Origin of the sequence: Afifella sp. H1R, assembly GCF_021462425.1 — a bacterium.
Lineage (GTDB): Bacteria > Pseudomonadota > Alphaproteobacteria > Rhizobiales > Afifellaceae > Afifella > Afifella aestuarii.
Map to the genome: position 1 here is coordinate 900,027 of NZ_JAKEDY010000001.1, position 24,257 is coordinate 924,283.

General features: G+C 62.2%; 20 protein-coding genes. 8 read left to right on the forward strand and 12 right to left on the reverse strand.

Annotated features, from left to right (window positions below):
* Positions 1–121: 121 nt before the first annotated feature.
* Positions 122–1,507 (reverse strand): aminotransferase, encoded by a 1,386-nt coding sequence (locus tag L0F51_RS04250; protein WP_234628091.1) that lies wholly within the window; start codon positions 1,505–1,507, stop codon positions 122–124.
* Between the two features lie 373 nt (positions 1,508–1,880).
* On the opposite strand from L0F51_RS04250, the gene doeB reads away from it, so the two are divergent.
* The gene (gene doeB, locus L0F51_RS04255) at positions 1,881–2,891 is read left to right on the forward strand and encodes a N(2)-acetyl-L-2,4-diaminobutanoate deacetylase DoeB (RefSeq protein ID WP_234628092.1); all 1,011 of its coding nucleotides are present in this window, start codon (positions 1,881–1,883) and stop codon (positions 2,889–2,891) included.
* Positions 2,892–3,101: 210 nt separating this feature from the next.
* Here the strand turns inward: doeB and L0F51_RS04260 are convergent, their stop codons facing one another.
* The 3 genes from L0F51_RS04260 to L0F51_RS04270 are packed head-to-tail and all read right to left on the reverse strand — an operon-like array spanning position 3,102 to position 5,560.
* A complete protein-coding gene (locus L0F51_RS04260; RefSeq protein ID WP_234628093.1) occupies positions 3,102–4,079 on the reverse strand; it encodes a quinone oxidoreductase in 978 nt (325 codons plus the stop codon).
* Positions 4,076–4,804: a TerC family protein gene (locus L0F51_RS04265; RefSeq protein ID WP_234628094.1), complete on the reverse strand. Its 729-nt coding sequence runs from the start codon at positions 4,802–4,804 to the stop codon at positions 4,076–4,078. The genes L0F51_RS04260 and L0F51_RS04265 overlap by 4 nt, the downstream gene beginning before the upstream one ends.
* Before the next feature lie 18 nt (positions 4,805–4,822).
* Positions 4,823–5,560: a phosphatidylcholine/phosphatidylserine synthase gene (locus L0F51_RS04270; protein WP_111328846.1), complete on the reverse strand. Its 738-nt coding sequence runs from the start codon at positions 5,558–5,560 to the stop codon at positions 4,823–4,825.
* A gap of 260 nt (positions 5,561–5,820) precedes the next feature.
* Here L0F51_RS04270 and L0F51_RS04275 point away from each other — a divergent pair, with 260 nt between their 5' ends.
* Positions 5,821–6,993 carry an FAD-dependent monooxygenase gene (locus tag L0F51_RS04275; protein ID WP_234628095.1) on the forward strand — a complete coding sequence of 391 codons (1,173 nt, stop codon included), beginning with the start codon at positions 5,821–5,823 and terminating at the stop codon, positions 6,991–6,993.
* Between the two features lie 3 nt (positions 6,994–6,996).
* Here L0F51_RS04275 and L0F51_RS04280 read toward each other — a convergent pair whose 3' ends face one another.
* Positions 6,997–7,962 carry an AEC family transporter gene (locus L0F51_RS04280; RefSeq protein WP_234628096.1) on the reverse strand — a complete coding sequence of 322 codons (966 nt, stop codon included), beginning with the start codon at positions 7,960–7,962 and terminating at the stop codon, positions 6,997–6,999.
* Between the two features lie 152 nt (positions 7,963–8,114).
* Here L0F51_RS04280 and L0F51_RS04285 point away from each other — a divergent pair, with 152 nt between their 5' ends.
* A complete protein-coding gene (locus L0F51_RS04285) occupies positions 8,115–9,020 on the forward strand; it encodes a lauroyl acyltransferase (protein WP_255701278.1) in 906 nt (301 codons plus the stop codon).
* Positions 9,021–9,095: 75 nt separating this feature from the next.
* A complete protein-coding gene (gene hspQ, locus L0F51_RS04290; protein WP_092812752.1) occupies positions 9,096–9,416 on the forward strand; it encodes a heat shock protein HspQ in 321 nt (106 codons plus the stop codon).
* A gap of 24 nt (positions 9,417–9,440) precedes the next feature.
* Here the strand turns inward: hspQ and L0F51_RS04295 are convergent, their stop codons facing one another.
* Together L0F51_RS04295 and L0F51_RS04300 are read right to left on the reverse strand one after the other, a co-directional pair.
* Entirely contained in the window at positions 9,441–10,751 is a 1,311-nt protein-coding gene (locus L0F51_RS04295) for an Nramp family divalent metal transporter (RefSeq protein WP_234628097.1), read from the reverse strand.
* Positions 10,752–10,938: 187 nt separating this feature from the next.
* Positions 10,939–11,577, reverse strand: coding sequence for an invasion associated locus B family protein (locus L0F51_RS04300; protein ID WP_234628098.1), 639 nt, complete (start codon positions 11,575–11,577; stop codon positions 10,939–10,941).
* A gap of 194 nt (positions 11,578–11,771) precedes the next feature.
* On the opposite strand from L0F51_RS04300, the gene L0F51_RS04305 reads away from it, so the two are divergent.
* A complete protein-coding gene (locus tag L0F51_RS04305) occupies positions 11,772–13,601 on the forward strand; it encodes an extracellular solute-binding protein (protein ID WP_370642306.1) in 1,830 nt (609 codons plus the stop codon).
* Positions 13,602–13,638: 37 nt separating this feature from the next.
* On the forward strand, positions 13,639–14,322 hold the full coding sequence (locus tag L0F51_RS04310) for a DsbA family protein (protein ID WP_234628100.1): 684 nt from the start codon (positions 13,639–13,641) through the stop codon (positions 14,320–14,322).
* Between the two features lie 35 nt (positions 14,323–14,357).
* On the opposite strand, the gene L0F51_RS04315 is transcribed toward L0F51_RS04310, so the two are convergent.
* Positions 14,358–14,999: a cation transporter gene (locus L0F51_RS04315; RefSeq protein WP_234628101.1), complete on the reverse strand. Its 642-nt coding sequence runs from the start codon at positions 14,997–14,999 to the stop codon at positions 14,358–14,360.
* A gap of 84 nt (positions 15,000–15,083) precedes the next feature.
* Between L0F51_RS04315 and L0F51_RS04320 the strand changes: the two genes are divergently transcribed.
* A complete protein-coding gene (locus L0F51_RS04320; RefSeq protein WP_234629330.1) occupies positions 15,084–15,485 on the forward strand; it encodes a helix-turn-helix domain-containing protein in 402 nt (133 codons plus the stop codon).
* Here the strand turns inward: L0F51_RS04320 and mfd are convergent.
* Together mfd and L0F51_RS04330 are read right to left on the reverse strand one after the other, a co-directional pair.
* Positions 15,482–18,991 carry a transcription-repair coupling factor gene (gene mfd / locus L0F51_RS04325; RefSeq protein WP_234628102.1) on the reverse strand — a complete coding sequence of 1,170 codons (3,510 nt, stop codon included), beginning with the start codon at positions 18,989–18,991 and terminating at the stop codon, positions 15,482–15,484. The two genes, L0F51_RS04320 and mfd, sit on opposite strands and share 4 nt — an antisense overlap.
* Positions 18,969–19,265, reverse strand: a complete 297-nt coding sequence (locus L0F51_RS04330; protein ID WP_234628103.1) for a succinate dehydrogenase assembly factor 2 — start codon at positions 19,263–19,265, stop codon at positions 18,969–18,971. Before L0F51_RS04330 ends, mfd begins: the two co-directional genes overlap by 23 nt.
* A gap of 117 nt (positions 19,266–19,382) precedes the next feature.
* On the opposite strand from L0F51_RS04330, the gene recG reads away from it, so the two are divergent.
* A complete protein-coding gene (gene recG, locus L0F51_RS04335; protein ID WP_234628104.1) occupies positions 19,383–21,476 on the forward strand; it encodes an ATP-dependent DNA helicase RecG in 2,094 nt (697 codons plus the stop codon).
* A 39-nt stretch (positions 21,477–21,515) separates the two neighbouring features.
* Here recG and L0F51_RS04340 read toward each other — a convergent pair whose 3' ends face one another.
* Complete coding sequence (locus tag L0F51_RS04340; protein WP_234628105.1) at positions 21,516–22,253, reverse strand: DUF502 domain-containing protein; 738 nt, start codon at positions 22,251–22,253, stop codon at positions 21,516–21,518.
* Positions 22,254–22,334: 81 nt separating this feature from the next.
* Positions 22,335–24,161: a glutamine--fructose-6-phosphate transaminase (isomerizing) gene (gene glmS / locus L0F51_RS04345; RefSeq protein WP_234628106.1), complete on the reverse strand. Its 1,827-nt coding sequence runs from the start codon at positions 24,159–24,161 to the stop codon at positions 22,335–22,337.
* Positions 24,162–24,257: the final 96 nt, after the last annotated feature.

Here is a 24,257-nt window from a genome sequence, read left to right on the forward strand (position 1 = left end):
TCCGCGGCCCAGAATCTCCGCCGACGGCGGTCTTCCACCGCCGTGCAGTTTCCGGGCCAAGCCTCTGGCTTTATCCGCCCAGGCTGGGCGAATGCATCAACGCGGCCGCAAAAACGCGACCTCAAAGGCTTTCGGAAACGCGCTCGATGGCCCGTTTTGTTGCCGAGACAACCTGGTCGACCTCGTCGCGGGTGATCACGAGCGGAGGCGAGAAGCCAAGACATTCGCTGTGCGGCATCGCCCGGGCGATCACCCCCTCTTCCAGGAGCGCGGCCGACATTTTCATGCCGACTTTCAAGGACGGGTCCGGCGGGGCCTTCGTATCCTTGTCACCGACGAATTCGACCGCCGCCATCAGGCCGACACCACGGACCTCGCCGACGAGCCGGTGATCGCCGACCGCCTCCCGCAGGGATTTGAAAAAATAGCCGCCTGTGTCACGGGCATTTGCGGTGAGATCTTCGCGATCGATAATATCGAGGTTGGCGTTCGCCGCGGCCGCACAGGTCGGATGCGCGGAATAGGTCCAGCCATGACCGATGACGCCGAGATCGTCGGTCCCCTTTTCGAGCCCCTGCCAGACTTTTTCGCCGACGATGACGCCCGACAAAGGCAGATAGGCTGAGGTCACGCCTTTGGCGATGGTGATGAGATCCGGCTCGATGCCGTAGGTGTGCGAACCGAAATATTCGCCGGTGCGCCCAAATCCCGTGACGACCTCGTCGGCAATCAGGAGAATGTCGTACTTTTTCAGGACCGCCTGAATTTCCTGCCAATATCGCTCGGGCGGCGGAATGATCCCGCCGGTTCCCATGACGGGCTCACCGATGAAGGCCGCGACCGTCTCCGGTCCCTCGGCAAGGATCAGTTCTTCGAGCTCCGCCGCCATGCGTTTGGAGAAATCCGCCTCGCTTTCCCCTTCCCGGCCGTAGCGCCAGTAATGCGGGCACGACGTGTGCAGGATCGGCGAGCGTGGGAGATCGAATGCGTTGTGGAAGAGCGCAAGACCCGTCAGGCTCCCCGTCATGATGCCCGACCCGTGATAGCCGCGCTGCCTGGAGATAATCTTCTTCTTTTCCGGCCGCCCCATCACGTTGTTGTAGTACCAGACGAGCTTGATGTTGGTCTCGTTGGCATCCGATCCGGAAAGCCCCCAATAGATGCGCTGCATCCCGAGGCCGACTTTGTCGACGATCCGACTCGACAGCCGGATCACCTGCTCGTTGGAATGGCCCGCATAGGCATGGAAATAGGCAAGCTCCTTCGCCTGGGCGTAGATCGCATCTGCGATTTCCTGCCGTCCGTAGCCGACGTTCACGCAATAAAGGCCCGCAAAGGCATCGAGGCTTTTGCGTCCGTCCCGATCGACGATGGTGCAGCCTTTGCCCCCGGTCACGATTCGCGACGGCGCCTCGCCGCGCGCAAATTGCGCAAGATGCGTCGAAGGGTGGAAGACATGCGCCCGGTCGAGTGTTTCCAGGTCATTGGCGGTGACGTGTTCGTCCATGACGGGGTCCTTTTGGTTGGCGGGAAGAGACGATGCAGGGGATGACTGGGCAAGGCCGGGCCGGCGGGATTAGCAGCGCCCGGCAGAGAGAATGTCTGCCGACGGTCGACCATCATCATGTCTCAGGCGCGCGCGAGCCATTCCTTTTCCGCAACGGGCGGTCCGGCAGGCGGCGCGACGCCTGGCACGAACCGTGTGAAGACGGACAAAGGAAGCCTAGGCGCTGAAATCCGAAGGGGCAAGCAGCTGCCGGCCCGGCATAGTCGGCCGGAGGTTTCCGAAAGCAATTCTCCCAATAGACGCGTTGAAGCTTGCGAGGATCTCCAATCCTATGCTTTCGACCAGAAAGCATGGAAGCCCGAACGAGCCCGCGATGATTGACAGCCCCATCGTTCCGACCGTCGATTTTGAGCGCGAAGGCATCCAGCACGGTTATCTGAGACTGCCATGGAGCCGCGACGACAGCGCATGGGGCAATCTCATGATCCCGATCACGGTCGTGAGCAACGGCCCCGGCCCGACCGCCCTCGTCACCGGCGGCAGCCATGGCGACGAATATGAGGGACCTGTCGCACTCGCCGATTTTGCCCGGAAGATCACGCTCGATGACATCACCGGGCGCATCATCCTCGTTCCCTTCATGAACTACCCGGCGTTTCGTGCAGGAACCCGCCTCTCGCCCATCGACACGTTCAATCTCAACCGCACCTTCCCAGGACGCGCGGACGGCAGTGTGACGGAGAAGATCGCCGATTACATTCAGCGCGTTCTGCTGCCCATGGCGGATCTCGTGCTCGACTTCCATTCCGGCGGAAAGACACTCGATTTCCTGCCTTTTGCGGCCTGTCACGTGCTCGAAAACAAGGCGCAGGAGGCGCGTTGCCGGGAAGCCCGAGATGCGTTCTGCGCGCCCTATTCGATGACCATGTTGGAAATCGACGCCGTCGGCATGCTCGACACGGCCGCAGAGGCGCTCGGCAAAGTCTTCGTCACGACGGAAATCGGCGGGGGTGGAACCTCCACGGCGCGGACATTGGCGATCGCCCGGCGCGGCCTCGCAAACGTCCTCAAACATGCGGGCATTCTGGCAGGCCCGATCGACCACCAGCCATCCATATTTCTCGATATGCCCGGACCGGAGTGTTTTTCCTTCAGCCAGTCCGAAGGCTTCATCGAGCCCGCGATCGATCTTGGGGCGCAGGTCAGAAAGGGGGATCTCCTCCTTTCAGTGCATCCGATCGAACGTTTGGGCGGAAAGCCTCAAGAGTATCGAGCGGGTCTCGACGGGATCCTTGCCGCTCGTCATTTTCCTGGGCTCGTCGATCTTGGTGACTGTCTCGCGGTCGTCGCAACCACGGAGCCTGATAAGCCAGCCGAAGAATAGCTTGAGCCCGTCCAGCTCCGGCTATGATGCGGCGGATCGCCATAGGAGCCCGCAAGCCTTCGCCTGTTAAGGTCGAGGCCTTCTCACTCCAAATCCTGCCGGGCCCCGCGCCCGGCTTCTTTGTTGAGGAGGACAGAGCCACCCGAAATGGTGCGGCTCGCATTGCGATCGTGACAGACGAACTTAGATCACGGGCGTTGTTTCGGCTCCTCACGGAACGAGGACGGTCGCTCCCGTCGTCGCTCGGCCTTCAAGCGCACGATGGGCGTCTGCCACATCCTTCAACGCGAATTCCTGGTTGACTTCGATCTTCACAAACCCGCTCGCCACGACGTGAAACAGATCGTCCGCCATCGCCTGCAGGCTTTCGCGCTTGGCGATGTAGCTGAAAAGGGTCGGGCGACAGGCGTAAAGCGACCCCTTCTGGGCCAGCAGTGCGAGATTGAAATCCTTGATCGGCCCCGAGGATTGGCCAAAGGACACCCACATGCCCCGTGGCTTCAGGCAATCGAGCGACCCGGGATAGGTACTCTGACCGACTGAATCATAGACGACGTCGCACAGGCGGCCATCTGTGATGTCCTTGACGCGAGCGACGAAATCCTCCTCGCGATAATTGATCGTGTGCGTACAGCCGTGCGCTTTGGCGAGTTCGGCCTTGTCGGCCGATCCAACGGTCCCGATGACGGTCGCGCCGAGATGCTTCGCCCATTGGCAGGCGATCAACCCGACCCCGCCGGCAGCCGCATGAAAGAGGATCGTCTGCCCGCGCTCGACCCGAAACGTCTGGCGCAGGAGATACTGGGCCGTCAGTCCCTTCAGCATTATCGCTGCGCCGGTCTTGAAGTCGATCTCGTCGGGAAGCCGCACCAGACTATCGGCAGAAATCAGTCGCTCTGCCGCATAGGCTCCAAGTCCCCCGACATAAGCGACCCGATCGCCCGCCCGAAAACGCGAAACCCCGGCCCCGACGGAGACAACGGTACCAGCCCCTTCATTGCCGGGCGTGAGCGGCAAGCCGTTTGGCGCATTGTAGAGGCCGGTGCGGTAATAGGTGTCGAGGTAGTTGAGCCCGATCGCCTCGTGCCGGATCTTGACTTCGCCCTCCCCCGGCGCGCCGACCTCTTCGTCCTCGATCTGCAGCACCTCTGGCCCGCCATGTGCGTGAACTCGAACGACAATCGTCACTCTCCGCCTCCTGCAATCTTCTGCCGGCGGCGCCGCGCAAGGACGTTGAACACCTCGACCACCGCCGCAAATGCCATGGAAAAGTAGATATAGCCGCGCGGGATGTGGAAACCCAAACCGTCGGCGATGAGGGCCACGCCGATCAGAAGCAGAAAGGCGAGCGCCAGCATTTTGGTGGTCGGATTGTGCTTGATGAACTCGGCGATCGGTCCCGACGCGGCATACATGACTGCAATCGCCACAATGACGGCGGCGATCATCACCTCGACATGTTCGGCCATCCCGATCGCGGTGATGATGGAATCGACGGAAAAAACCATATCGATGATCAGCACTTGGGCGATGATCCCGCCAAAGGACGCGGTCTTGGCTTCCGCAAGCGTCGCCGTCTCATGCTCGATCTCGGCATGGATCTCGTGCGTCGCCTTGTAGATCAGGAAGAGCCCGCCACCGATCAAGATGAGATCGCGCCACGAGACGTCCTGCCCGAACGCTGTGAAGACCGGCGCCGTGAGCCCAATCAGCCACGACAGGACGAGCAGAAGCAGGATGCGGAAGACGAGCGCCAGAAGAAGCCCGATCTGGCGTGCTTTTTTGGCCTGCTCCTCCGGCAGCCGGCTGACGACGACCGAAATGAAGACGATGTTGTCGATGCCAAGCACGATCTCCATGACGCAGAGCGTCAGGAAACTCGCCCAGACCTGTGGATCCGACAGAAGCTCCATGGCCTCAGCTGGCCAAGGCTAAAAGCGTGCCAGAAGCTGCTGCACGCCAGCAACACCGAGAAGATAGAAGCTCGTGACGAGCAGCAGCATCTCGACCGTCGAATTCTGATCGAAACCGGTCGCGATCAAAATGCCGGCACAGATCATCCACAGCACCATCATCAACAGTGTGAGCCAGCGCCATTTGGTGACACGCACGGGATGCACGAAATTGACCGGAAGAAACGTGCCGACAGCGAGGAGCACCGTCACCATGAAGGTCACGAAAGGATGCGGCTGCAAAGCGAAGAGGACGAAGACGGCGAGATTCCAGGCGGCCGGGAAGCCTCTGAACGAATTGTCGGGCTCCTTCATCCGCGTGTCGGCGAAATAGAGCGCGCCGGTGATCGCCACGATCATCGCGGCGAGAATGCCGAAGAAGGTTCCGAGCCCGCAGCCGCTCGCCAGGATGATGGCCGGCACGAAGACATAGGTCGTGTAATCGATGACGAAATCGAGCGCGCTGCCATCCCAGCGCGGCAGGCGCGAGCCCACCTGGTAGCGGCGCGCAATCGGCCCGTCGAGCGCATCGACGATGAGCGCGATCCCAAGCCACACGAATGCGGCGCGCCATTCTCCGCGCGCGGCCGCAAGCGTCGCAAGCAATGCCAGCGCCGCCCCGCTTGCCGTCAACAAATGGATGGCGAAGAGCGACGCGGCGGCGCGCAGATGCTCCAGTTGCTGCCCGAGCTGCAAATCTCTAGACCCCGTCAACATAGTGGCTCCTCATGCCGCGTTCGGCGCCAAAACACCAGCCCTCCGGCAAGGGCAAAAAGATCCACCGGTTGTCTGCCGGCGAGGCATTGGCCCGGTTGCGGCAAACGATGCAAGCTTTTTGCGTCACGGAGAGATTCTTTTCCTCGTTGTGGTCTTTGCTTGCGCTCCCGCAAGAGGCCATATGCCTGGAAACGCAACCCATAGGGCAATAAATGCTCGGCAGACAATCTGGTTCGAGCGAAGATATGGCAGGATTGAGGATGAAGCCACGCGACGATTTCGAAATCTGCATCGTCGGAGGCGGTGCCACCGGCTGGGCGGCGGCTCTCGCGGCGGCAGAAGCCGGACGCACCACTGCCATCATCGCTCCACCTGCAAACTTCCCCATCGGGCGCACCGCCGCGCTTTTTGCTGGCTCGATCGAGCTTCTGGAACAGTTCGGCGCCATGCCCGATCTCGTCTCGGCCGCCGCACCTTTGCAGGCTATGCGGCTCATCGACGACACCGGGCGGCTCATTCGTGCGCCCGAGGTGACGTTCTACGCCGGCGAGATCGGTTTGAACGCCTTTGGCTACAACATTCCCAATCGCCGCCTCGTCGAAGCGCTCTCCGAGCGCGCACGCAACAGCCGCTACATCACCATTTTCGAGGATACGGCCAGCGAACTGAGCTTCCAGACCGACTGCGTTCACATCACCACCGGTCGCGGCGCCTCCTTGAAAAGCGACCTCGTTGTGGGTGCCGACGGCTCCCGCTCTCTCGTTCGAGCCAAAACCGGCATAGCGGTCAGACGTTGGCGCTATGCCCAATCGGCTCTGGTCACGACCTTATCCGTCACTCATCCCCACCATTCCGTCTCAACGGAGTTCCACACGGATCGGGGTCCGTTCACGCTCGTCCCGATGCAGGGCAACAATGTCAGCCTGGTCTGGGTCGAACGCCCGCGCGAAGCTGCCCTCCTCTGCGAGATTCCCGAGGAAGAATTCGCTCGGCGCGCAGAACGCTCCGCCCACTCGCTCCTGGGGGCCATGCAGGTCACCTCACCGCGCGTCAGCTATCCTCTTTCGGCTGGTCTCGCCGACCGCTTCGCCTACGGGCGCGCGCTTCTGATCGGCGAGGCCGCGCATATTTTTCCCCCGATCGGAGCTCAGGGCCTCAATCTCGGCTTGCGCGACGTCGAAGCCCTCAAAACGGTCCTGTCGCTCACTCGCAACCGGCTCGACGAAGGCACCGCCACCGAATTTCATCGGCTTCGCCAAGCCGATGTTCGCAGCCGTACGCTTGCGGTCGATCTTCTGAATCGATCGCTGCTGACCGGACTTCTGCCGGTCCAGGCGTTGCGCGCGGTCGCGCTCTCGGCAGCCGGCGGCTTTGCACCCTTCCGACGCTTTCTGATGCAGCAGGGTCTGGCGAAGACGTTCCGGGGTCTCTGAGGCCTAGGATCCGAACGGATCAAGCGGCAGAAGGCCCGTGGTGACGAGATAAAGAACGAGACTGAGAGTGATCACGGAGGCCGCGGTTCCGAGCAGGATCCCCGACGAGCCTTCCAGTACATAGGTGCGATACTGCGCCGCGATGACGTAGATCGTGGCGGCAGGCGGCAGTGCCGCCATCAAAACCCCGGTCTGGATCCAGACCGGGTCGAACCCTCCGATCCAGGTGAGGAGAAGATAAGCGATCAGCGGGTGCACGAGGAGCTTGATCGCGATCAGAAATGGCAGTTCGCCCGGCACCCGCCGCAGCGGCCACAGGCCAACCGTCACGCCGAGAGCGAAGAGCGCGCAGGGCGCGGCAGATCCCCCGAGGAGCGACAGAAATCGCTCGAGCGGCGCGGGAAGTCCAACATCGACGAAGGCGGCCAGCACGCCTGCAAGCGTCGCAAGGATAAAGGGATGCAGGAGCACTTTGCGGGGAATCGACTTCAAGATTGAGCCGATCGGCTGATGACTGGCCCCGCTCATCGCCATCATGAGGGGCGCCAGCGTGAAGACGAGGGTCACGTCGAAGCTGAAGATCAGCGCGGCCGGTGCGGCCGCCTGTGGCCCAAGCGCGACGATCGCCAGCGGCGCGCCCATATAGCCGACATTGCCGTAGCCCCCGACGAGGCCCTGAACGGTCGCCTCCGGAATGCGACCGTCGTTCTTGAGCACCGCAAAGGCAAAGGCGAAAGCAAACGCGGTATAGGTCGCAAAAGTGGTCGCGAATATGAAGCTGCCGTTCGTCAGCTCTTCGATCGGCGTCTTCGAGAGCACCTCGAAGAACAGTGCTGGAAGCGCGAAATAGATCACGTAGATGTTGAGCCAGGCGAGCGCCTTCTCGTCCTCGTGCCAGATGCGGCCGGCGACGAAACCGAGAAGGATCAGACCAAAGAACGGCAGGGCAAGGCCCACGACATCACTCATCCTGAACCGGCGCTTTCCTTCTTCATGGGTGACAGACGACGGGTCGGCTCGTGTTGCATCCGCGTGCGAGCTTCGCTAAGCGGTCCGCCGACCCTGCGGGCTAGATGGTTGGACCCATCTCGTCAATTGACGCAGGCTTCCGCGGGCAAGCCATGACCTCCGGCCGATCATTGTCACCGACACGCCGCGCACGCTACTTCGCCGAGTACGCTCTCATGCGTCTCGTCGCGGTACTCCTGCGATCATTACCAATCGATGTAGCGTCGAACATGATGGGCCGAGCCTGGAGTTTGGTCGGACCTCGGACGCATCGGCATCCGCGGGTGATGCAAAATCTTGCCATCGCCTTTCCCGAAAAGAGCGAATCGGAGCGCGAGGAGATCGCACGCCAGCAATGGGACAATTTGGGACGGACATTCGCCGAGAGCTTTCTCATCGACCTCATCTTGGCGAGCGACCGCGTGACGATCGACATCGACCCGAAGCTGCGTCAGAGCTTTGTCGACCGCGGTGCGGGCCTGCTGGTCGTCGGCCTCCATTCGGCCAATTGGGAGATCGCCTCGATCGCCATTCCCAAAGAGCTCAATGGGATCGGCCTCTACCAGAGGCTCAAGAACCCCTACTCGGACGCCTACGTCACGAGCTTGCGGTCAAACGTGTTTCCAGGTGGTCTCATCGCGAAAGCCAAGTCCACACCGAAGCGCGTGATGGCCCATGTGCGTGCGGGTGGTGCCGTCGCGCTTCTCGGCGATCAGCGTGAAGCGAAAGGCATCAAGGTCGTGGTCTTCGGCAAGGAGACCACCGCCAATCCCTTTCCTGCGATGGTGGCACGGCGTTTGCATAATCCTGTGGTTGCTGGCCGCGTCCTTCGAGGCAAAGGTGCACGCTTCATCGTTCAGGCGAAGGTGCTCGAATGCCCCCAAACTGGAAACCAGATGGAGGACGTGGCCGTATTTACTCAGACGATCCAGACACAATTCGAAGCCTGGATCCGAGAGAGGCCGGGAGAGTGGATGTGGGTTCACGACCGCTGGAAATCAGCCCGAGCGCGCAGTTGAGGAGCCCGCAGCCGCGCCTTGACTTTCCCTCACGATGCCCGATCTTCGAGTTGTTAGGTTGAACTTATGGACAACATGCGATCAGCCAAATTCAATATCGGTGACGTCGTCAAGCATCGCTTCCTGCCGTTCCGCGGGGTGATTTTCGACGTCGATCCTGTCTTCGACAACACGGACGAATGGTACGATGCCATTCCGGCCGAGATCCGGCCGTCGAAGGACCAGCCATTCTATCATTTGCTGGCGGAGAATGCGGAGACCGAATACGTGGCCTACGTCTCCGAACAGAACCTCGTCCCAGATGATTCGGGCGAACCCGTCCGTCATCCGCAGGTGACCGAGCTGTTCGCCTCGTTTGAGAACGGCCAATACCAAATGCGCGAGGCCATCAACTAGGGTTTCGCGGTCTCGTTCGCCCGATTAGAGAGGTGGCAGACCGGGTATGTCGATGCCGAAAATGTCGAGCAACAGCACCAGATTGAGTGCCAGAACGACAACCGTTCCCGTCACGGCGATGACGCTGATCGAGCGTCGCGCAACGAACTGCCCCATGATCTCCCGGCTGGCGCTGAAATAGACGAGCGCAATCATCGGCACAGGCAGTGCGATCGACAGAATCACCTGACTGATGACGAGCGCCTTCGTGGCGTTAATGCCGAGCGCGACGACGACAAAGGCCGGCAACATGGTGACGAGGCGCCGGACCCAGATCGGAATACTGAAGCCGACGAACCCTTGCATGATCATCTGTCCGGCCATCGTTCCGACGACGGAGCTCGACACGCCGGACGCGATCAGGGAGATCAGGAACACCTCGGCCGCCGCCACGCCGAGAAGCGGCGTCAGCGTGTGATAGGCGGTCTCGATCTCCGCAACCTCGCTGTGACCGGCATGGAAGGCGCTCGAGGCCATGACCACCATGGCCATGTTCACAAGCCCCGCCACCGCCAGGGCCAGCACCACTTCGCGATTGGAGAATCGAACGAGCGTGCGCCGCTCCTGATCGTTGGTCGCCGGGGCGCGGTTCTGCGTCAGACCCGAATGCAGATAGACCGCATGCGGCATGACGGTCGCGCCGATGATGCCGACAGAAATCAGCAGCGCCTCGCCATCCGGCATCTCCGGCACAAAGACATGCAGACCGGCCGCCGCCCAATCGACGGGCGCAATGAACATCTCGATCAGGTAACAAAGCCCGATAAGGCCGACGAGCGAGCCGATGATGAGTTCCATCGGCCGGAACCCTCCCCGCTCGAAAAGCAAGATCGCAAGCGTAACGACAGCCGTAATCGCCATGCCGACGAGGAGCGGCATGTCGAAGAGGAGCGCGAGCCCGATCGCTCCGCCGAGGAACTCGGCAAGGTCGGTCGCCATCGCGGCAATCTCGCTCACCACCCACATCACGAGAACGACCGGCAGCGGGAACCGGTCTCGGCAGAGTTCCGCAAGATTGCGTCCGGTGACGATGCCGAGCCGCGCGGAAAGCGCCTGAAACAACATGGCGATCAGGTTCGCCATCAAGACGACCCACAGGAGCGTGTAGCCGTACTTCGCGCCTGCCTGGATGTTTGTGGCGAAATTGCCTGGGTCCATATAGGCGATCGAGGCGATCACCGCCGGGCCGGCGAAGACCATTCCGGAGAAAGGTCCGCGGCGCCTGCCCGCGAGCGTCTCGCGGATGGCCGTCGTCGTGCGGTCGGACAAAGAGGAAGAGCGAGGGGACGCGGTCACGCGGGGCTTCTTTTGCTGTATGGCGAGAAATGTAGCCCCGGCTAAATCGTTGTCAACTGCTGGTCACCGAACGCATTTCGATCTTTTGCGGTGAACGACGTCTCTCAAAAAGACAGAAGCCGAGGCCAAACAAAAAAGGCCCCGGCGATGATGCCGGGGCCTTGAGACGCCTCGTCAAGAGCCGGACTTACTGGCCGGAGCTCTGCTGCTGCTTTTCGATGAGCTGCTTGCGGGCCTGCTCGGCCTTGCGCTTCAACTCGTCCTGCAGCTTCTGCTGCTCTGCCTGCAGCTCTTTCGGGTCGATCGCTTCGCCCTCATAGGAGGCCGTGAAGCCAGACAGGCTCACGTCGAAATTGATCGGCTTGGCCTGCTGGTTAAGCGTGGTGATGACGAGCTTGCTGCCGCGCTTCATGGAAGCGAGGAAATCGTCGTTCACTTCCGCTTCGGCGAAGCACAGATTCGGGAAGCAGATCGAGTACTGAACCTTGGTGGGCTTGCCGCCGTCGATCTGAACCTGCAGCCCCGGCCGCAAGAGCATTCCCGGCGGCACGGCCGAAACCAGGAACTTCTTGCCTTCCGTCTCGCGCAACGAGACCGCTGCAAGCAGCTGCCCCGTGGCGGCACGACGCTCGCGTGTGACCACGCAGACCTGCTTTTTGTTCTGCGGGTTTTCGCTGCACAGCTTGACCCATTCCGGCTGCTGCTGATCCTGGTTCGGCTGCTGGTCCTGCGCCCAGGCGGGCGAGACTGCAAGAACCAGGAGCAAGGGCGCCGCGACCTGCGCAATGGAACGCGACCGCCGCATCGCGGCCTGAAGAAATTGCATGGATGATCCTCGCACTGACTCGGCGCCCGTGGCGCCCTTTCATTCTGTCCGGGTTGGAAGACCTCAGAATGCGGCGACACCATGTCGGAGCCCCGCGGCCAACTCCATAGTCCGCAATTGCACGCTATGCCAGATTGGCGCAAGGTCCGATTCTCGCCCTTAAATGACAGACGATAACTGGAGAGCCATCCCAAATGGTGCCTTGCCCTCGCCTCACGAGCGCGCTCGCGGCGCTGCTCTTGGGGTTTGTCGCGTCGATCCTCCCAGCCAGCGCTCAAGAACCCCAGCACGGGATTGCCATGCATGGCGACCCGCAGCTGCCGGCGGACTTCGATCACCTCCCCTATGCCAATCCAGAGGCCCCGCAGGGAGGGCGCATCGCCTACGCGATGGTGGGCAGTTTCGACAGCCTTAATCCGTTCATCCTCAAGGGGACGGCGCCGCGGGCTCTTTGGGACGACGAATGGGGCAACAATCTCTGGGAAAGCCTGATGGTGCGAAACCGCGACGAGCCGTTTTCGCTCTATGGGCTGCTCGCCGAAAACGTCACCGTCCCCGATGATCGCTCGTGGATTTCGTTTTCCATACGGCCGGAAGCGAAATGGGCAGATGGCGCGCCGGTGACGGCGGAGGACGTCGTCTATTCTTTCAACCTCCTGAAAGACCATGGGCGCCCGAAAGGTTGGTATGCCATGGTGGCTGACGTCACGGCCGAGAGCGAACGCACGGTGCGCTTCACTTTCGATGACGGCGCCAGCCGCGAATTGCCGCTTCTCGTCGCGCTGCAGCCGATCTTCCCCAAACACGCCGTGTCGGAGGACGCGTTTTCGAGGAGCAACCTCACGCCGCTTATGGGCTCCGGCCCCTACGAGGTCGCCAAAACCCGCCCTGGCACCTCTATCATCCTGAAAAAACGGGATGATTATTGGGGCGAGGATCTGCCGGTGAAGCGCGGCTTCGACAATTTCGACGAGATTCGGTTAGAGTATTTCCGCGACACCAACACCTATTTCGAAGCCTTCAAGAAGGGCCTCTTCGACTATCATCGGGAAAAAGATCCGAGCCGCTGGCAGACCGGCTATCGCTTCCCGGCAGTGAAAGAGGGCCTGGTCAAGCTTGAGAAGTTCGACACCGGCATCCCGAAGGGGATGAACGGCTTCTTCATGAACACCCGGAAGCCGGTTTTCGCCGACAAGCGCGTGCGCCAGGCGCTCGGCTATTTTCTCGACTTCAAATGGCTCAACGAAAACCTCTTCCTCGGCGCCTACGACCGCACCGCGAGCTATTTCGAGGGCTCCGAACTCTCGGCAATCGGTCGGCCCGCCTCCGAAGAGGAGAAAAAGCTCCTCGCGCCCTACCCCGATGCGGTTCTCCCATCTGTGATGGACGGCAGCTATCGTCCGCCCGAAGGCGACGGCAGCGGCCGCGATCGCGACAATTTCCGCAAGGGCCTCGCCTTGCTGAAAGAGGCCGGCTGGGTCCGCCGGGGCGGCAAGATCGTCAACGAGAAGACGGGTGAGCCCTTCGCCTTCGAAATTCTGGTGATGACGCGCGAGGACGAGCGGCTGGCTCTCGCGTACCAGAATGCGCTGGCGCTCGTCGGCATCAGCGCAAATGTCCGGCAGGTCGATGCAAGCCAGTATTGGGAGCGCCTGAAATCGTTCGACTTCGATATGATCAGGTACAATCTGGCCTTCGCGTCTCTCTCCCCCGGAAGCGAGCAATCCTTCCGCTGGTCCTCCGCAGCTGCAGAAAGCCCGGGAAGCTTCAATTTCTCAGGCGCGTCCGATCCCGCCATCGACGCGATGATCCAAAGCCTCTTGTCCGTCAGAGACCGGGAGACCTTCGTCGCCGCGGTCCGCGCGCTCGATCGGGTCCTCATTTCCGGCTTTTACGTCGTGCCGCTCTTTCATGCCCCCGCCGAGTGGGTCGCCTATTGGAACAGGCTTTCGCATCCCTCGGACGGGTCGCTTTATGGACCGGAGCCGACCACCTGGTGGTCGGCCGATGCCGAGCAGAATTGACGCTGGCCAGGCACCGGCCCCGCGCTAAGTTCCCCGTATGAGCGATGAACTCCCAGCGACCGACCGCCTTTCCGTAGATGTCATCTCAGACGTCATGTGCCCGTGGTGCTTCATCGGGAAAAGGCGCCTGGAAAAGGCCGCGAGCCAGAGCGAGATTCCGCTCGACATCCGCTGGCGTCCCTATCAGCTCGACCCGACCTTGCCGCCGGAAGGCAAGGATCGCAGCCTCTACCTTGCGGAGAAATTCGGCTCAGCTGAAAGAGCGCGCTCTCTCTATGTCGACGTGCGCGCCGCCGGAGCGCAGGAAGCGATTCCCTTCGATTTCGATGCGATCGAGGTGTCACCCAACACGCTCGACGCCCACCGCCTCATCCGCTGGTCGGCAAGCGCCGGCGTGCAGGACGTGATCGTCGAGGCGCTGTTCAATGCCTATTTCATCGAGGGCCGGCGTCTCAACGAGCCGGAGACGCTGACGGAGATCGCCGCCAAAGCTGGGATGGATCCCGACGTCATTGCCGAGCTCCTGGCCAGTGGTGCCGACCGCGATCTGGTCGAGGAGGAAATCGCCCTCGCCCGCCAAATGGGTGTGAGCGGCGTCCCAACCTTCATCGTCGGAAACCGCTATGTCGTCGTCGGCGCTCAGACCCCTGACGTCCTCGTCGAGGCCTTCAACGCCGCGTTGGCGGCTTCGCACAACGCCAACGACAACGGGCCGGCTTAGGGGCGGGCCCAGGTCCGTTCCAGTCGGAATGGCTTCTAGGCGGGCTTTTGCTCGCGTGCTTCGTCTTGAAGCTCGAGAAGCGCATGGCGCACGATCATCGTCGCAGCCTGGAGCGCGAGCGAAGCCATGATGGCTGCGACGATGAGATCCGGCCAGGCCGTCTGCGTTCCGAAGACACCGGCAGCAGCAACGAGCACGACGAGGTTGCCGATCGCGTCGTTGCGCGAACAAAGCCAGACGGAGCGCATATTGGCGTCGCCCCCGCGATAGGCCCACAGAAGGCCGGCTACACCGAGATTGGCGATGAGCGCGAGGAGCCCGACCCAGGACATCGTCAAGGGATCCGGCGGCACCGCATTGAAGGCACGCCAGACGGTTGCGGCCACGATCCAAAGACCAAAGAGCCCCATCGTGGCGCCTTTCAAAAGCGCGGCCTTGGCTCGCACGGCCGGTGCCGAGGCGACGACCATCAGACTGACGGCATAATTTCCCGCGTCTCCGAGGAAATCGAGGGAATCGGCCTGCAGCGACAGAGAGCCCGCGGCCATTCCCGCTCCTGCCTCCACCACGAACATCCCGGCATTGACGACAAGCGCGATCCAGAGAAGTCGGGCAAAACGTCCGTTGTCACCACGGATCGCACGCCCGCAGCATCCGTCCTCGCAGCAACCGCTCATCTCGGCCTCACATCCGATCCAATAGGCTGCTAGGCTGCACTCTCTAGCCGCTATAGGGTCAAGAGCGTGACAGAGCCGTCGCTTCTGCGAATTGGCGATCTTGCTGCCGCAACAGGCACGAAGATCGTCACTATCCGCTATTACGAGAAAATCGGGCTTCTGCCCGCTCCGCCACGCACGGGCGGGAATTATCGCGCTTATTCAAAGATGCATCAGGAGCGGCTGAGCTTTATCAGGCGCTCCCGCGCTCTCGGCTTCACCCTCGACGAGATCCGGGAACTCCTTGAACTGTCAGCAGATACCGAGCGCGACTGCGCCGCCGTCGACCGGCTGGTCACCTCGCACCTTGTCGAGGTGGAGGACAAAATCGCAGACCTTCAGCGTCTCGCGAGCGAGCTCCGAAGGATGAAGGAGAGCTGCCGGGGCGGCACGATCGACGACTGCCGCATCATCGAGGCGCTCTCCTCGCAACCGTCCTTGCCCTAAGCGGCTTTCTGCGCCCCTTCCTCGGCAATCTTGGCAAGACGCGTCAGCAGGGACGCCGTACCTTTCAGGCGGTCTTCAGGCCGCGGCCAATCGCGGGACAGAACGATACGCTGGTCGGGGCGGATTTTCGCCATCGAGCCCTGCTCGCCGATATAGCGCACGAGGCCACCGGGATTTGCGAACTCGTTGTTGCGGAAGGCGATCACGACGCCCTTCGGCCCGGCATCGACCTTTTCGACGTTGGCTCTACGGCACAACGATTTCACGTAGACGACCTTCAGAAGATGATCGACCTCATCCGGCAACGGCCCGAAGCGATCGATCATTTCCGCCCCAAAAGCATCGATGTCGCCTGCGTCTTCGAGATCTGCAAGGCGCCGATAAAGGCTCATGCGAAGCGTCAGGTCCGGGACGTAAGTCTCTGGAATCATGACCGCCATGCCGATCGTGATTTGCGGCGACCACTTGCCCTCGGCAAGCTCCTCGTCGCCGGCCTTGAGACTTGCCACCGCCTCCTCGAGCATCTGCTGATAAAGCTCGAAACCGACCTCCTTGATATGGCCGGACTGCTCTTCGCCGAGAAGATTGCCGGCGCCACGGATATCGAGATCGTGGCTGGCGAGCTGGAAGCCAGCGCCGAGCGAATCGAGGGACTGCAGGACCTTGAGACGCCGCTCGGCCGTCGTCGTCATCGTCTTCTTCGCCGGCACGGTGAAGTAGGCGTAGGCGCGGTTCTTGGACCGGCCGATGCGTCCGCGCAGCTGATAGAGCTGCGCCAGACCGAACATGTCGGCGCGATGGATGATGAGCGTGTTCGCGGTCGGAATGTCGAGGCCCGATTCAACGATCGTCGTCGACAGGAGGACGTCGTACTGGCCGTCGTAGAAGGCGTTCATCACCTGATCGAGCTCGCTCGCAGGCATTTGGCCATGCGCGACGGCAACCCGCGCCTCCGGCAGATTCTGGTCCAAAAACTCCTTCACTTCGGCAAGATCGGAAATCCGCGGCACAACGTAGAAGGACTGGCCGCCACGGAGGCGTTCGCGCAACAGAGCCTCGCGCACGATCAGGGGATCGAACGGCGAGATGAAAGTCCGCACCGCCAGCCGGTCGACCGGCGGCGTCGCGATGATAGAGAGGTCGCGCACACCCGTCAGTGCGAGCTGCAGCGTGCGCGGGATGGGTGTCGCCGTCAGCGTCAGGACGTGCACGGCCGAGCGCAGCTCCTTCAGGCGTTCCTTGTGCTTGACGCCGAAATGCTGCTCCTCGTCGACGATGACGAGGCCGAGATCGCGGAAATTGACAGATTTCGCGAGAAGCGCGTGCGTGCCGACGACGATATCGATCGTGCCGTCGGTGATCCCCGCCTTGACCCGTGCTTTCTCCGCCGTGCCGACGAGTCTGGAAAGGCTGCCGATGTGCAGCGGCAATCCGCGAAAACGCTCGACGAACGTTTTGTAGTGCTGTCGGGCGAGCAAGGTCGTCGGCACGACCACGGCCACCTGTTTGCCGCTGATCGCGGCGACGAACGCGGCCCTGAGCGCAACTTCGGTCTTGCCGAAACCGACATCGCCACAGACCAGCCGATCCATCGGCCGGCCGGAACCGAGATCGCCGATCGCGGCCTCGATCGCAGCATCCTGATCATCCGTTTCCTCATAGGGAAAACGGGCCGCGAATTCTCCGTAGAGGCCGTCTGGCGCAATGAGCTTCTCACCCTGACGGAGAAGCCGCGCCGCGGCCGTCTTGATGAGAGCGTCGGCAATTTCGCGGATGCGCTTCTTGAGCCGCGCCTTGCGGTTCTGCCAGGCGACGCCGCCGAGCTTGTCGAGCGCAGTCTCCGAACCTTCCGCGCCATAACGCGTCAGAAGATCGATATTTTCGACCGGCAGAAAGAGCTTGTCGCCACCCGCATAGACGAGCTGCAGGCAGTCATGCGGCGCACCCGCCGCCTCGATCGTAACGAGACCATCGAAACGCCCGATGCCGTGATCGACGTGGACGACGAGATCGCCTTCCGAGAGGCTCGCTGCCTCGGTCAGAGCATCGGCGGCGCGTTTGCGCTTGCGTGCCGGGCGCACGAGACGGTCACCGAGCACATCCTGATCGCCAATGAAGACGCTGTCGGGCGTCTCGAAACCGGTTTCGAGCGGCATCACGGCCATGCCGGTGATGCCTTTGGCGAGCGCCTCTGTCTCAGCCCAGGTTTCGACCGGCTGCAACCGCTCCATGCCGTGGTCGCTCAGGACCTGGATGAGACGGTCTCGCGCGCCCACGCTCCAGGTCGCAAGCACGATACGTTTGCCGGCCTTGCGGCGATCGGCGACATGCGCGACGAGCGCATCGAAGACATTGACGTCACCGGCTGCCCGTTCGGCGGCAAAGGTGCGGCCCGCCCTGCCCTCGACATCGTAGACGGAACCCGCATCGCCCGGTGATGCGAAAGGCGTCAGCCGGGCGGACGCATGATCGTCCACTTTGGCCTGCCATTCCTCGGGCGTCAGATAGAGGCTGTCGGGAGCCGCGGGCTTATAGGGCGCGGCGCCGGCGAGCTTCTGATCGGCGTTTTCCTTGCGCGCTTCGTAATGGTCGCCGATCTGCTCCCAGCGATCCTTGAGCGTATCTGCTGCCAGATGATCGACCGCCACCAGCGTGTCGCCGGCGTAATCGAGAACCGTCTCCAGCCGTTCATGGAAGAAGGCGAGCCAGTGCTCCATGCCCGCAAAGCGTCGCCCGGCGCTCACCGCCTCGTAAAGCGGATCGTCGCTCGTCACGGCGCCGAAGGCTTCGCGATAGTTCTGGCGAAAACGCGCGACGACCTCGTCATCGAGGATGATCTCGCTCGCTGGTAGGAGGTCGAGGCGCGAGACCTGTCCGGTCGTGCGTTGATTCTCCGGATCGAAGGGACGGATCGTCTCCAGCGTGTCGCCGAAGAAATCGCAGCGGATTGCCCCCGTATCCCCTGGAGCGAACAGGTCGACGATGCCGCCACGCACGGCATATTCGCCAACCGCCCGGACCGTCGGTACGCGCTCAAAACCGTCGGCCGCCAGACGCGCGACCAACCCTTCCATGGGCGTCACGTCACCAGCGCGGGCACTCCACACATGCCGCGCCACCCACTCATGCGGCGGCACCCGTTGAATGATCGCATTGGCTGTCGTCAGAAGGATGAGCGGCGCCTGCGGACCTGCATCGACGAGCGCCTTCAGCGTCGCCATCCGGCGCGCCACGACGTCGGCGTTGGGCGAGACACGGTCATACGGCAGACAGTCCCAGGCGGGAAACGTCAGGCGCCGGATATCCGGAGCAAAGAAACGCAGGCTCTCTTTCGCCATCTCCAGATGACGCGCGTCCCGCGCAACGAACGTGACCGGGAGGCGACGCAAACGCACGAGATCGGCAAGGACGCGCCCCTCAAGCCCGTCCGGCACACCGGACAGGGTGAGATGGCGGTTTTCCGCCAGAAGATCGCTCAGCCGCTCAGCGCTGGAGGATTTCGACATCCGAATTTCGTTCTCTTTTGTGGAAGGCAATCAATCCTGCAATCATCGCGCTCTGATGCTCGGCCGGCACCTCTTCACGCCCGACGATCCAGCTGTAGAGAGCGAGATCCGGGAGTTCGAGAAGCCGCTCGAATTCCGCAAGTTGCCGCTCGTCGGCAGATGGCAAAACGCTGTCGCCGAAGCGCCCGACGAGAAGGTCCAGCTCGCGCGTACCGCGGCGCCAGGCGCGAAAATGGGCGCGTCGGCGCCGCTCTTCAAATTTTTCGTCTGCCATATCGGGTGTCACATTCCTTATGGGCGGGAGCTCACGCCCTGCCAAGATTTATCCACTCAGACCAAGCGGGCAAGAGATGCATCTTGCCGCCGCGCGCAGCGCAAGGCAGGAAGAGGTATGCGCCCCGCCCTTCTTGATCCGCTTTTTGCAGAGGCCGCCTCGCTGCCTGGGGTGGGACCGAAAGTGGAGAAGCTTCTCGCACGGGTGACCGGCGTGGCCGAGGGGCCACCTCTTGTGCGCGACCTGCTCTTCCATCTGCCGGTTTCAGCGATTGCGCGACAGCAGATCGCTAGCCTGGACGAGCTTCCACAGCAAGGCCATGTCGTCGTAACCGGCAAAGTGGAGCATCATGAAGCGCCACGCCGGCATTCGCGCGCGCCGTATCGCGTCATTCTCGACGACGGCCGCGGCACCGTCGAGCTCATCTTTTTCAACATTCGCAACCAGTGGATCGAAAAAATCCTGCCTCTCGGCGCGACCCGCACGGTTTCGGGACGCCTCGACTGGTTCGATTATCGCGCCCAAATCGTGCATCCAGAAGTGATGGAGCCGGGCGCGGCCGACAAGATCCAGATGGTCGAGCCGATCTACCCACTGACGGAGGGTCTGTCCTCCCGGGTCCTCGGCAAAATCATACGGGCGGCGCTCGAAAGGGCGCCGACATTGCCGGAATGGATTACGTCGGACCTGATGGCGCGAGAGAAATGGCCCTCACTCACCGAGGCTCTCGCGACGATGCACCGACCGCAGGAGGCCGCAGCCCTCCTGCCCGAAGCGCCTGCCTGGCGGCGCCTCGCCTTCGACGAATTGCTGGCAAGCCAGCTCGCCCTCGGGCTGGTGCGCCGAAGCGCTCGCAAGACCGCCGGCAAAGCGCGCCAATTCTCTGGCGACCGCGCCGCAAAGCTGCACGAGCTCTTGCCCTTTGCGCTCACGCAAGCCCAGCAGGATGCCGTCGCCCACATCCGCAAGAATCTGCGTTCGCCGGAGCGGATGCTGCGTCTCCTCCAAGGCGACGTCGGGTCCGGCAAGACGCTGGTCGCACTGACCGCGATGCTCGATGTCAGCGAAGATGGCGGACAAGCCGCCTTGATGGCACCGACCGAGATCCTGGCACGGCAACATTTTGCGACGATCGCACCGCTTGCCGAATCGATCGGGCTGACGACTGCCCTTTTCACCGGCAAGGACATCGCCGGCCGCGGCGAGAAACTTGCAGCGCTCGCAGCCGGTGACATCGATATCGCGATCGGCACACACGCCCTCTTTCAGGAGAGCGTGGCTTTCAAAGATCTCGGTCTCGTCATCGTCGACGAGCAGCATCGCTTCGGCGTCCACCAGCGCATGCTCCTGTCGGCCAAAGGGAGCGCGCCGGATCTGCTCGTCATGACGGCAACTCCGATCCCGCGCACGCTCGTCCTCACCTATTTCGGCGACATGGAGATTTCCGAGCTGCGTGAAAAGCCGGCAGGACGGCGTCCCATCGACACGCGTGTCGCCTCCTCCGAACGGCTCTTAGAAGTGAAAGAGCGAATCCGTTCCGCCGTCGACAAAGGGGAAAAGGTCTATTGGGTCTGCCCGCTCGTCGAAGAATCGGAATCGCTCGACGTGGCGGCGGCGGAAGAGCGCTTTCGCGACCTCGAAAAGATGTTCGGATCGCGGGCCCTGCTCCTCCACGGGCGCATGAAGGCTGCCGAAAAGGCCGCAGCGATGCAGCGTTTCCGAGAGGCGGGCGGCGCCGTTCTCGTGGCGACCACGGTGATCGAGGTCGGCGTCGATGTCCCCGATGCGTCCATCATCGTCATCGAACATGCCGAACGTTTCGGCCTTGCCCAGCTTCATCAGCTGCGCGGCCGGGTCGGGCGCGGCGACAAGCCCTCGAGCTGTCTCCTGCTCTACAAGCCGCCCTTGAGCGAAACGGCCCGCGAACGGCTCAAAGTCATGCGGGAAACGAATGACGGCTTCGTCATCGCCGAAGCGGATCTGAAGCTACGCGGCGAAGGCGACCTTCTCGGCACGCGCCAGTCCGGCATGCCCGGTTTCCGGCTCGCCCGGCCGGAATTCCATGGTGACCTCCTGGCGCTCGCGAGAGACGAGGCAAAGCTCATCCTCGCCCGTGAAGAAAAGGGCGGATATGCGGGTCGCGAGGCCGTCCGATGTCTTCTCTATCTTTTCGGGAGAGACGAAGCGATCCGGCTTATGCGCTCGGGCTGAGCGCATAAGCGCAGGAAACGTGCGGAAATGCCCTCTCGTCTATTCCGCCGCCTCTCTCTCATCATCTGCCGCTTCCTTGGCCTCGCGGGCGAGAGCCTTGGTCTTGCGCTGATATTCCGGAGCGACGAGCCCTGCAGAAATGACGAGCTTGGCGCCCTCCTCGACGGTCATATCGAGCAGAATGACATCCTGGCGCGGCACGATGAGCAGAAAGCCCGAGGTCGGATTTGGTGTGGTCGGCAGAAAGACGGCCATCGTATCCGTATCGCTTTCCTGGAGACGCTCGGCGATCTCCCCCTTCGTGTCGGTCGCGATGAAGACCAGCGCCCACAGCCCGCGCCTCGGATATTCGATCAGCCCGACCTGCTGAAACGAGCGGCTCGATTGTGAAAGGGCCGTCTCGAAGATCTGCTTCAGCGCCCGGTAAAGATTCCGCACGAGCGGCATACGATCGAGGAGGAGCTCCCCGTACGCGACAATCGTGCGCCCGACCAGGTTGGCTGTCAGAAAGCCCAGCATGGTCAGAAGGAAGATGGCGACGATGAGCCCGAAACCCGGAACCGAGAAGGGCAGATAATTGTCGGGATTGTAAGCGTGGGGGATGAGCGGCTTCACCCATCCGTCCACCCACGCCACGAAAGCCCAGGTGAGATAAAACGTGATGCCGATCGGCGCGGCAACGACGATACCGGTCAGGAAATAGTTGCGAAGCCTGAGCCCCGCTTTCGAGTGCCGCCGCTGCGGCTTTGCCCCCCGCTCTGCGTCCTCGGTTTCCATCCACAAAACCCCACTGGCGAAGGTGCCAGGTCACCCATCATAACGCCCGTCGCGCCGGACCGCGCGCGAAAATTTTGGACTCTATTCGACCGTTACGGACTTGGCGAGATTGCGGGGCTGGTCGACGTCGGTGCCCATAAAAACCGCGGTATGGTAGGCCAACAGCTGCACCGGCACGGCATACACGATGGGTGCGATCGCGGCCGGCATGCTCGGCAGGATCAGAGTCTTCATCGTATCGACAGCAGCGCTCCGCGCGCCCTCTTCGTCCGTCAGCAGAATGATACGTCCGCCGCGCGCCGCGACTTCCTGCATGTTGGAGACGGTCTTGTCGAAGACCTTGTCGTAAGGCGCCACTACGATGACTGGCATCGTCTCATCGATGAGCGCGATCGGCCCGTGCTTCAGTTCGCCCGCCGCATAGCCCTCGGCATGAATATAGGAGATTTCCTTGAGCTTCAGAGCGCCTTCGAGCGCCAGGGGAAAGCTCTTGCCGCGACCGAGGTAGAGCACGTGTTTGACGCGCGACAGCTCTTTCGCCAGCCCCTCGATCTCGTCCTCGAGCTTGAGAGCCTGCGAAAGATGCCGCGGCATCTCGATTGCAGCCTGAACGAGCTGTTCCTCGTCTTCGCGCGAGAGATGTCCGCGTTGACGTCCGGCGCCGATTGCAAGCGCGAGGAGTGTCGTGAGCTGGCAGGTGAACGCTTTCGTCGAGGCGACGCCGATCTCGGGTCCGGCGAGTGTCGGCAGAATGTAATCGGCCTCGCGCGCGATCGTGGATGTCGGCACGTTGACGATCGCACCGATCTTCTGCCCATGCTCCCGGCAGTAGCGGAGCGAGGCGAGCGTGTCGGCCGTCTCCCCCGATTGCGAGATGAAGAGCGACAGCCCCTTGTCGCCGAGGGGAACCTCCCGATAGCGGAACTCCGAAGCGATATCGAGATCGACCGGCAGGCGAGCCAACTGCTCAAACCAATATTGGCCCACAAGCGCCGCGTAAAACGCCGTTCCGCAGGCCGACATGGCGAGACGGTCGAGCCCCGCAAAATCGATCTCGGCCCCCTCCGGCAGCGCCACGCGGCGTTCAGCGAAATCCACGTAATGGCCGAGCGTATGCGCCACGACCTCGGGCTGCTCATAAATCTCCTTGAGCATGAAGTGCCGATGATTGCCCTTGTCGACCATCAAGTTCGAGGCGACGAAATGCTGGACCGGTCGCCGCACTTCGACGCCGTTCTCATCATAGATGGTGACGCTCTTACGCCGTACGACTGCCCAATCGCCGTCTTCCAGATAGGTGATCCGGTTGGTGAACGGGGCCAGCGCGATGGCGTCGGAGCCGAGATACATCTCGCCGTCGCCATAGCCGATGGCGAGCGGACTGCCCCGGCGTGCCGCAATGAGAAGGTCGTCCTCATGCGCAAAAAGGATGGCGAGAGCGAAAGCACCTTCGAGTTTTGCCAGCGTCTCCGCCGCGGCCGCCACGGGATCGAGCCCGCGGGCGAGCGCCAGAGTGATGAGATGCGCGACGACTTCCGTGTCGGTGTCGGTCTGAAGCGCCCGTCCGGCGGCCCGGATCTCGGCCCGCAATTCCTGAAAATTCTCGATGATGCCGTTGTGGACGACGGCAACGCTTTCCGTTGCATGCGGATGCGCGTTGACTTCCGTCGGCGCCCCGTGCGTCGCCCAGCGCGTATGGCCGATGCCGATCAAACCGGAAAGCGGGTGCTCGTGCAGGCGGTTTTCGAGATTGACGAGTTTCCCCTTGGCGCGCTCGCGCGTGAGCTCCTTGTTCTCCAGCGTCGCAACACCTGCCGAATCGTATCCTCGGTATTCAAGCCGCTTGAGCGCATCCAAAAGCCGCGGTGCGACCGGGGTCGTTCCGACGATTCCGACAATGCCACACATATTTAGAAATACTCCCCTTCCAGCGGCGCGATCATGCCGAAGCCGAGCGCACCGAGGAAATCAATTGCCATGACACAGTGTGACGAAGACGCCCTG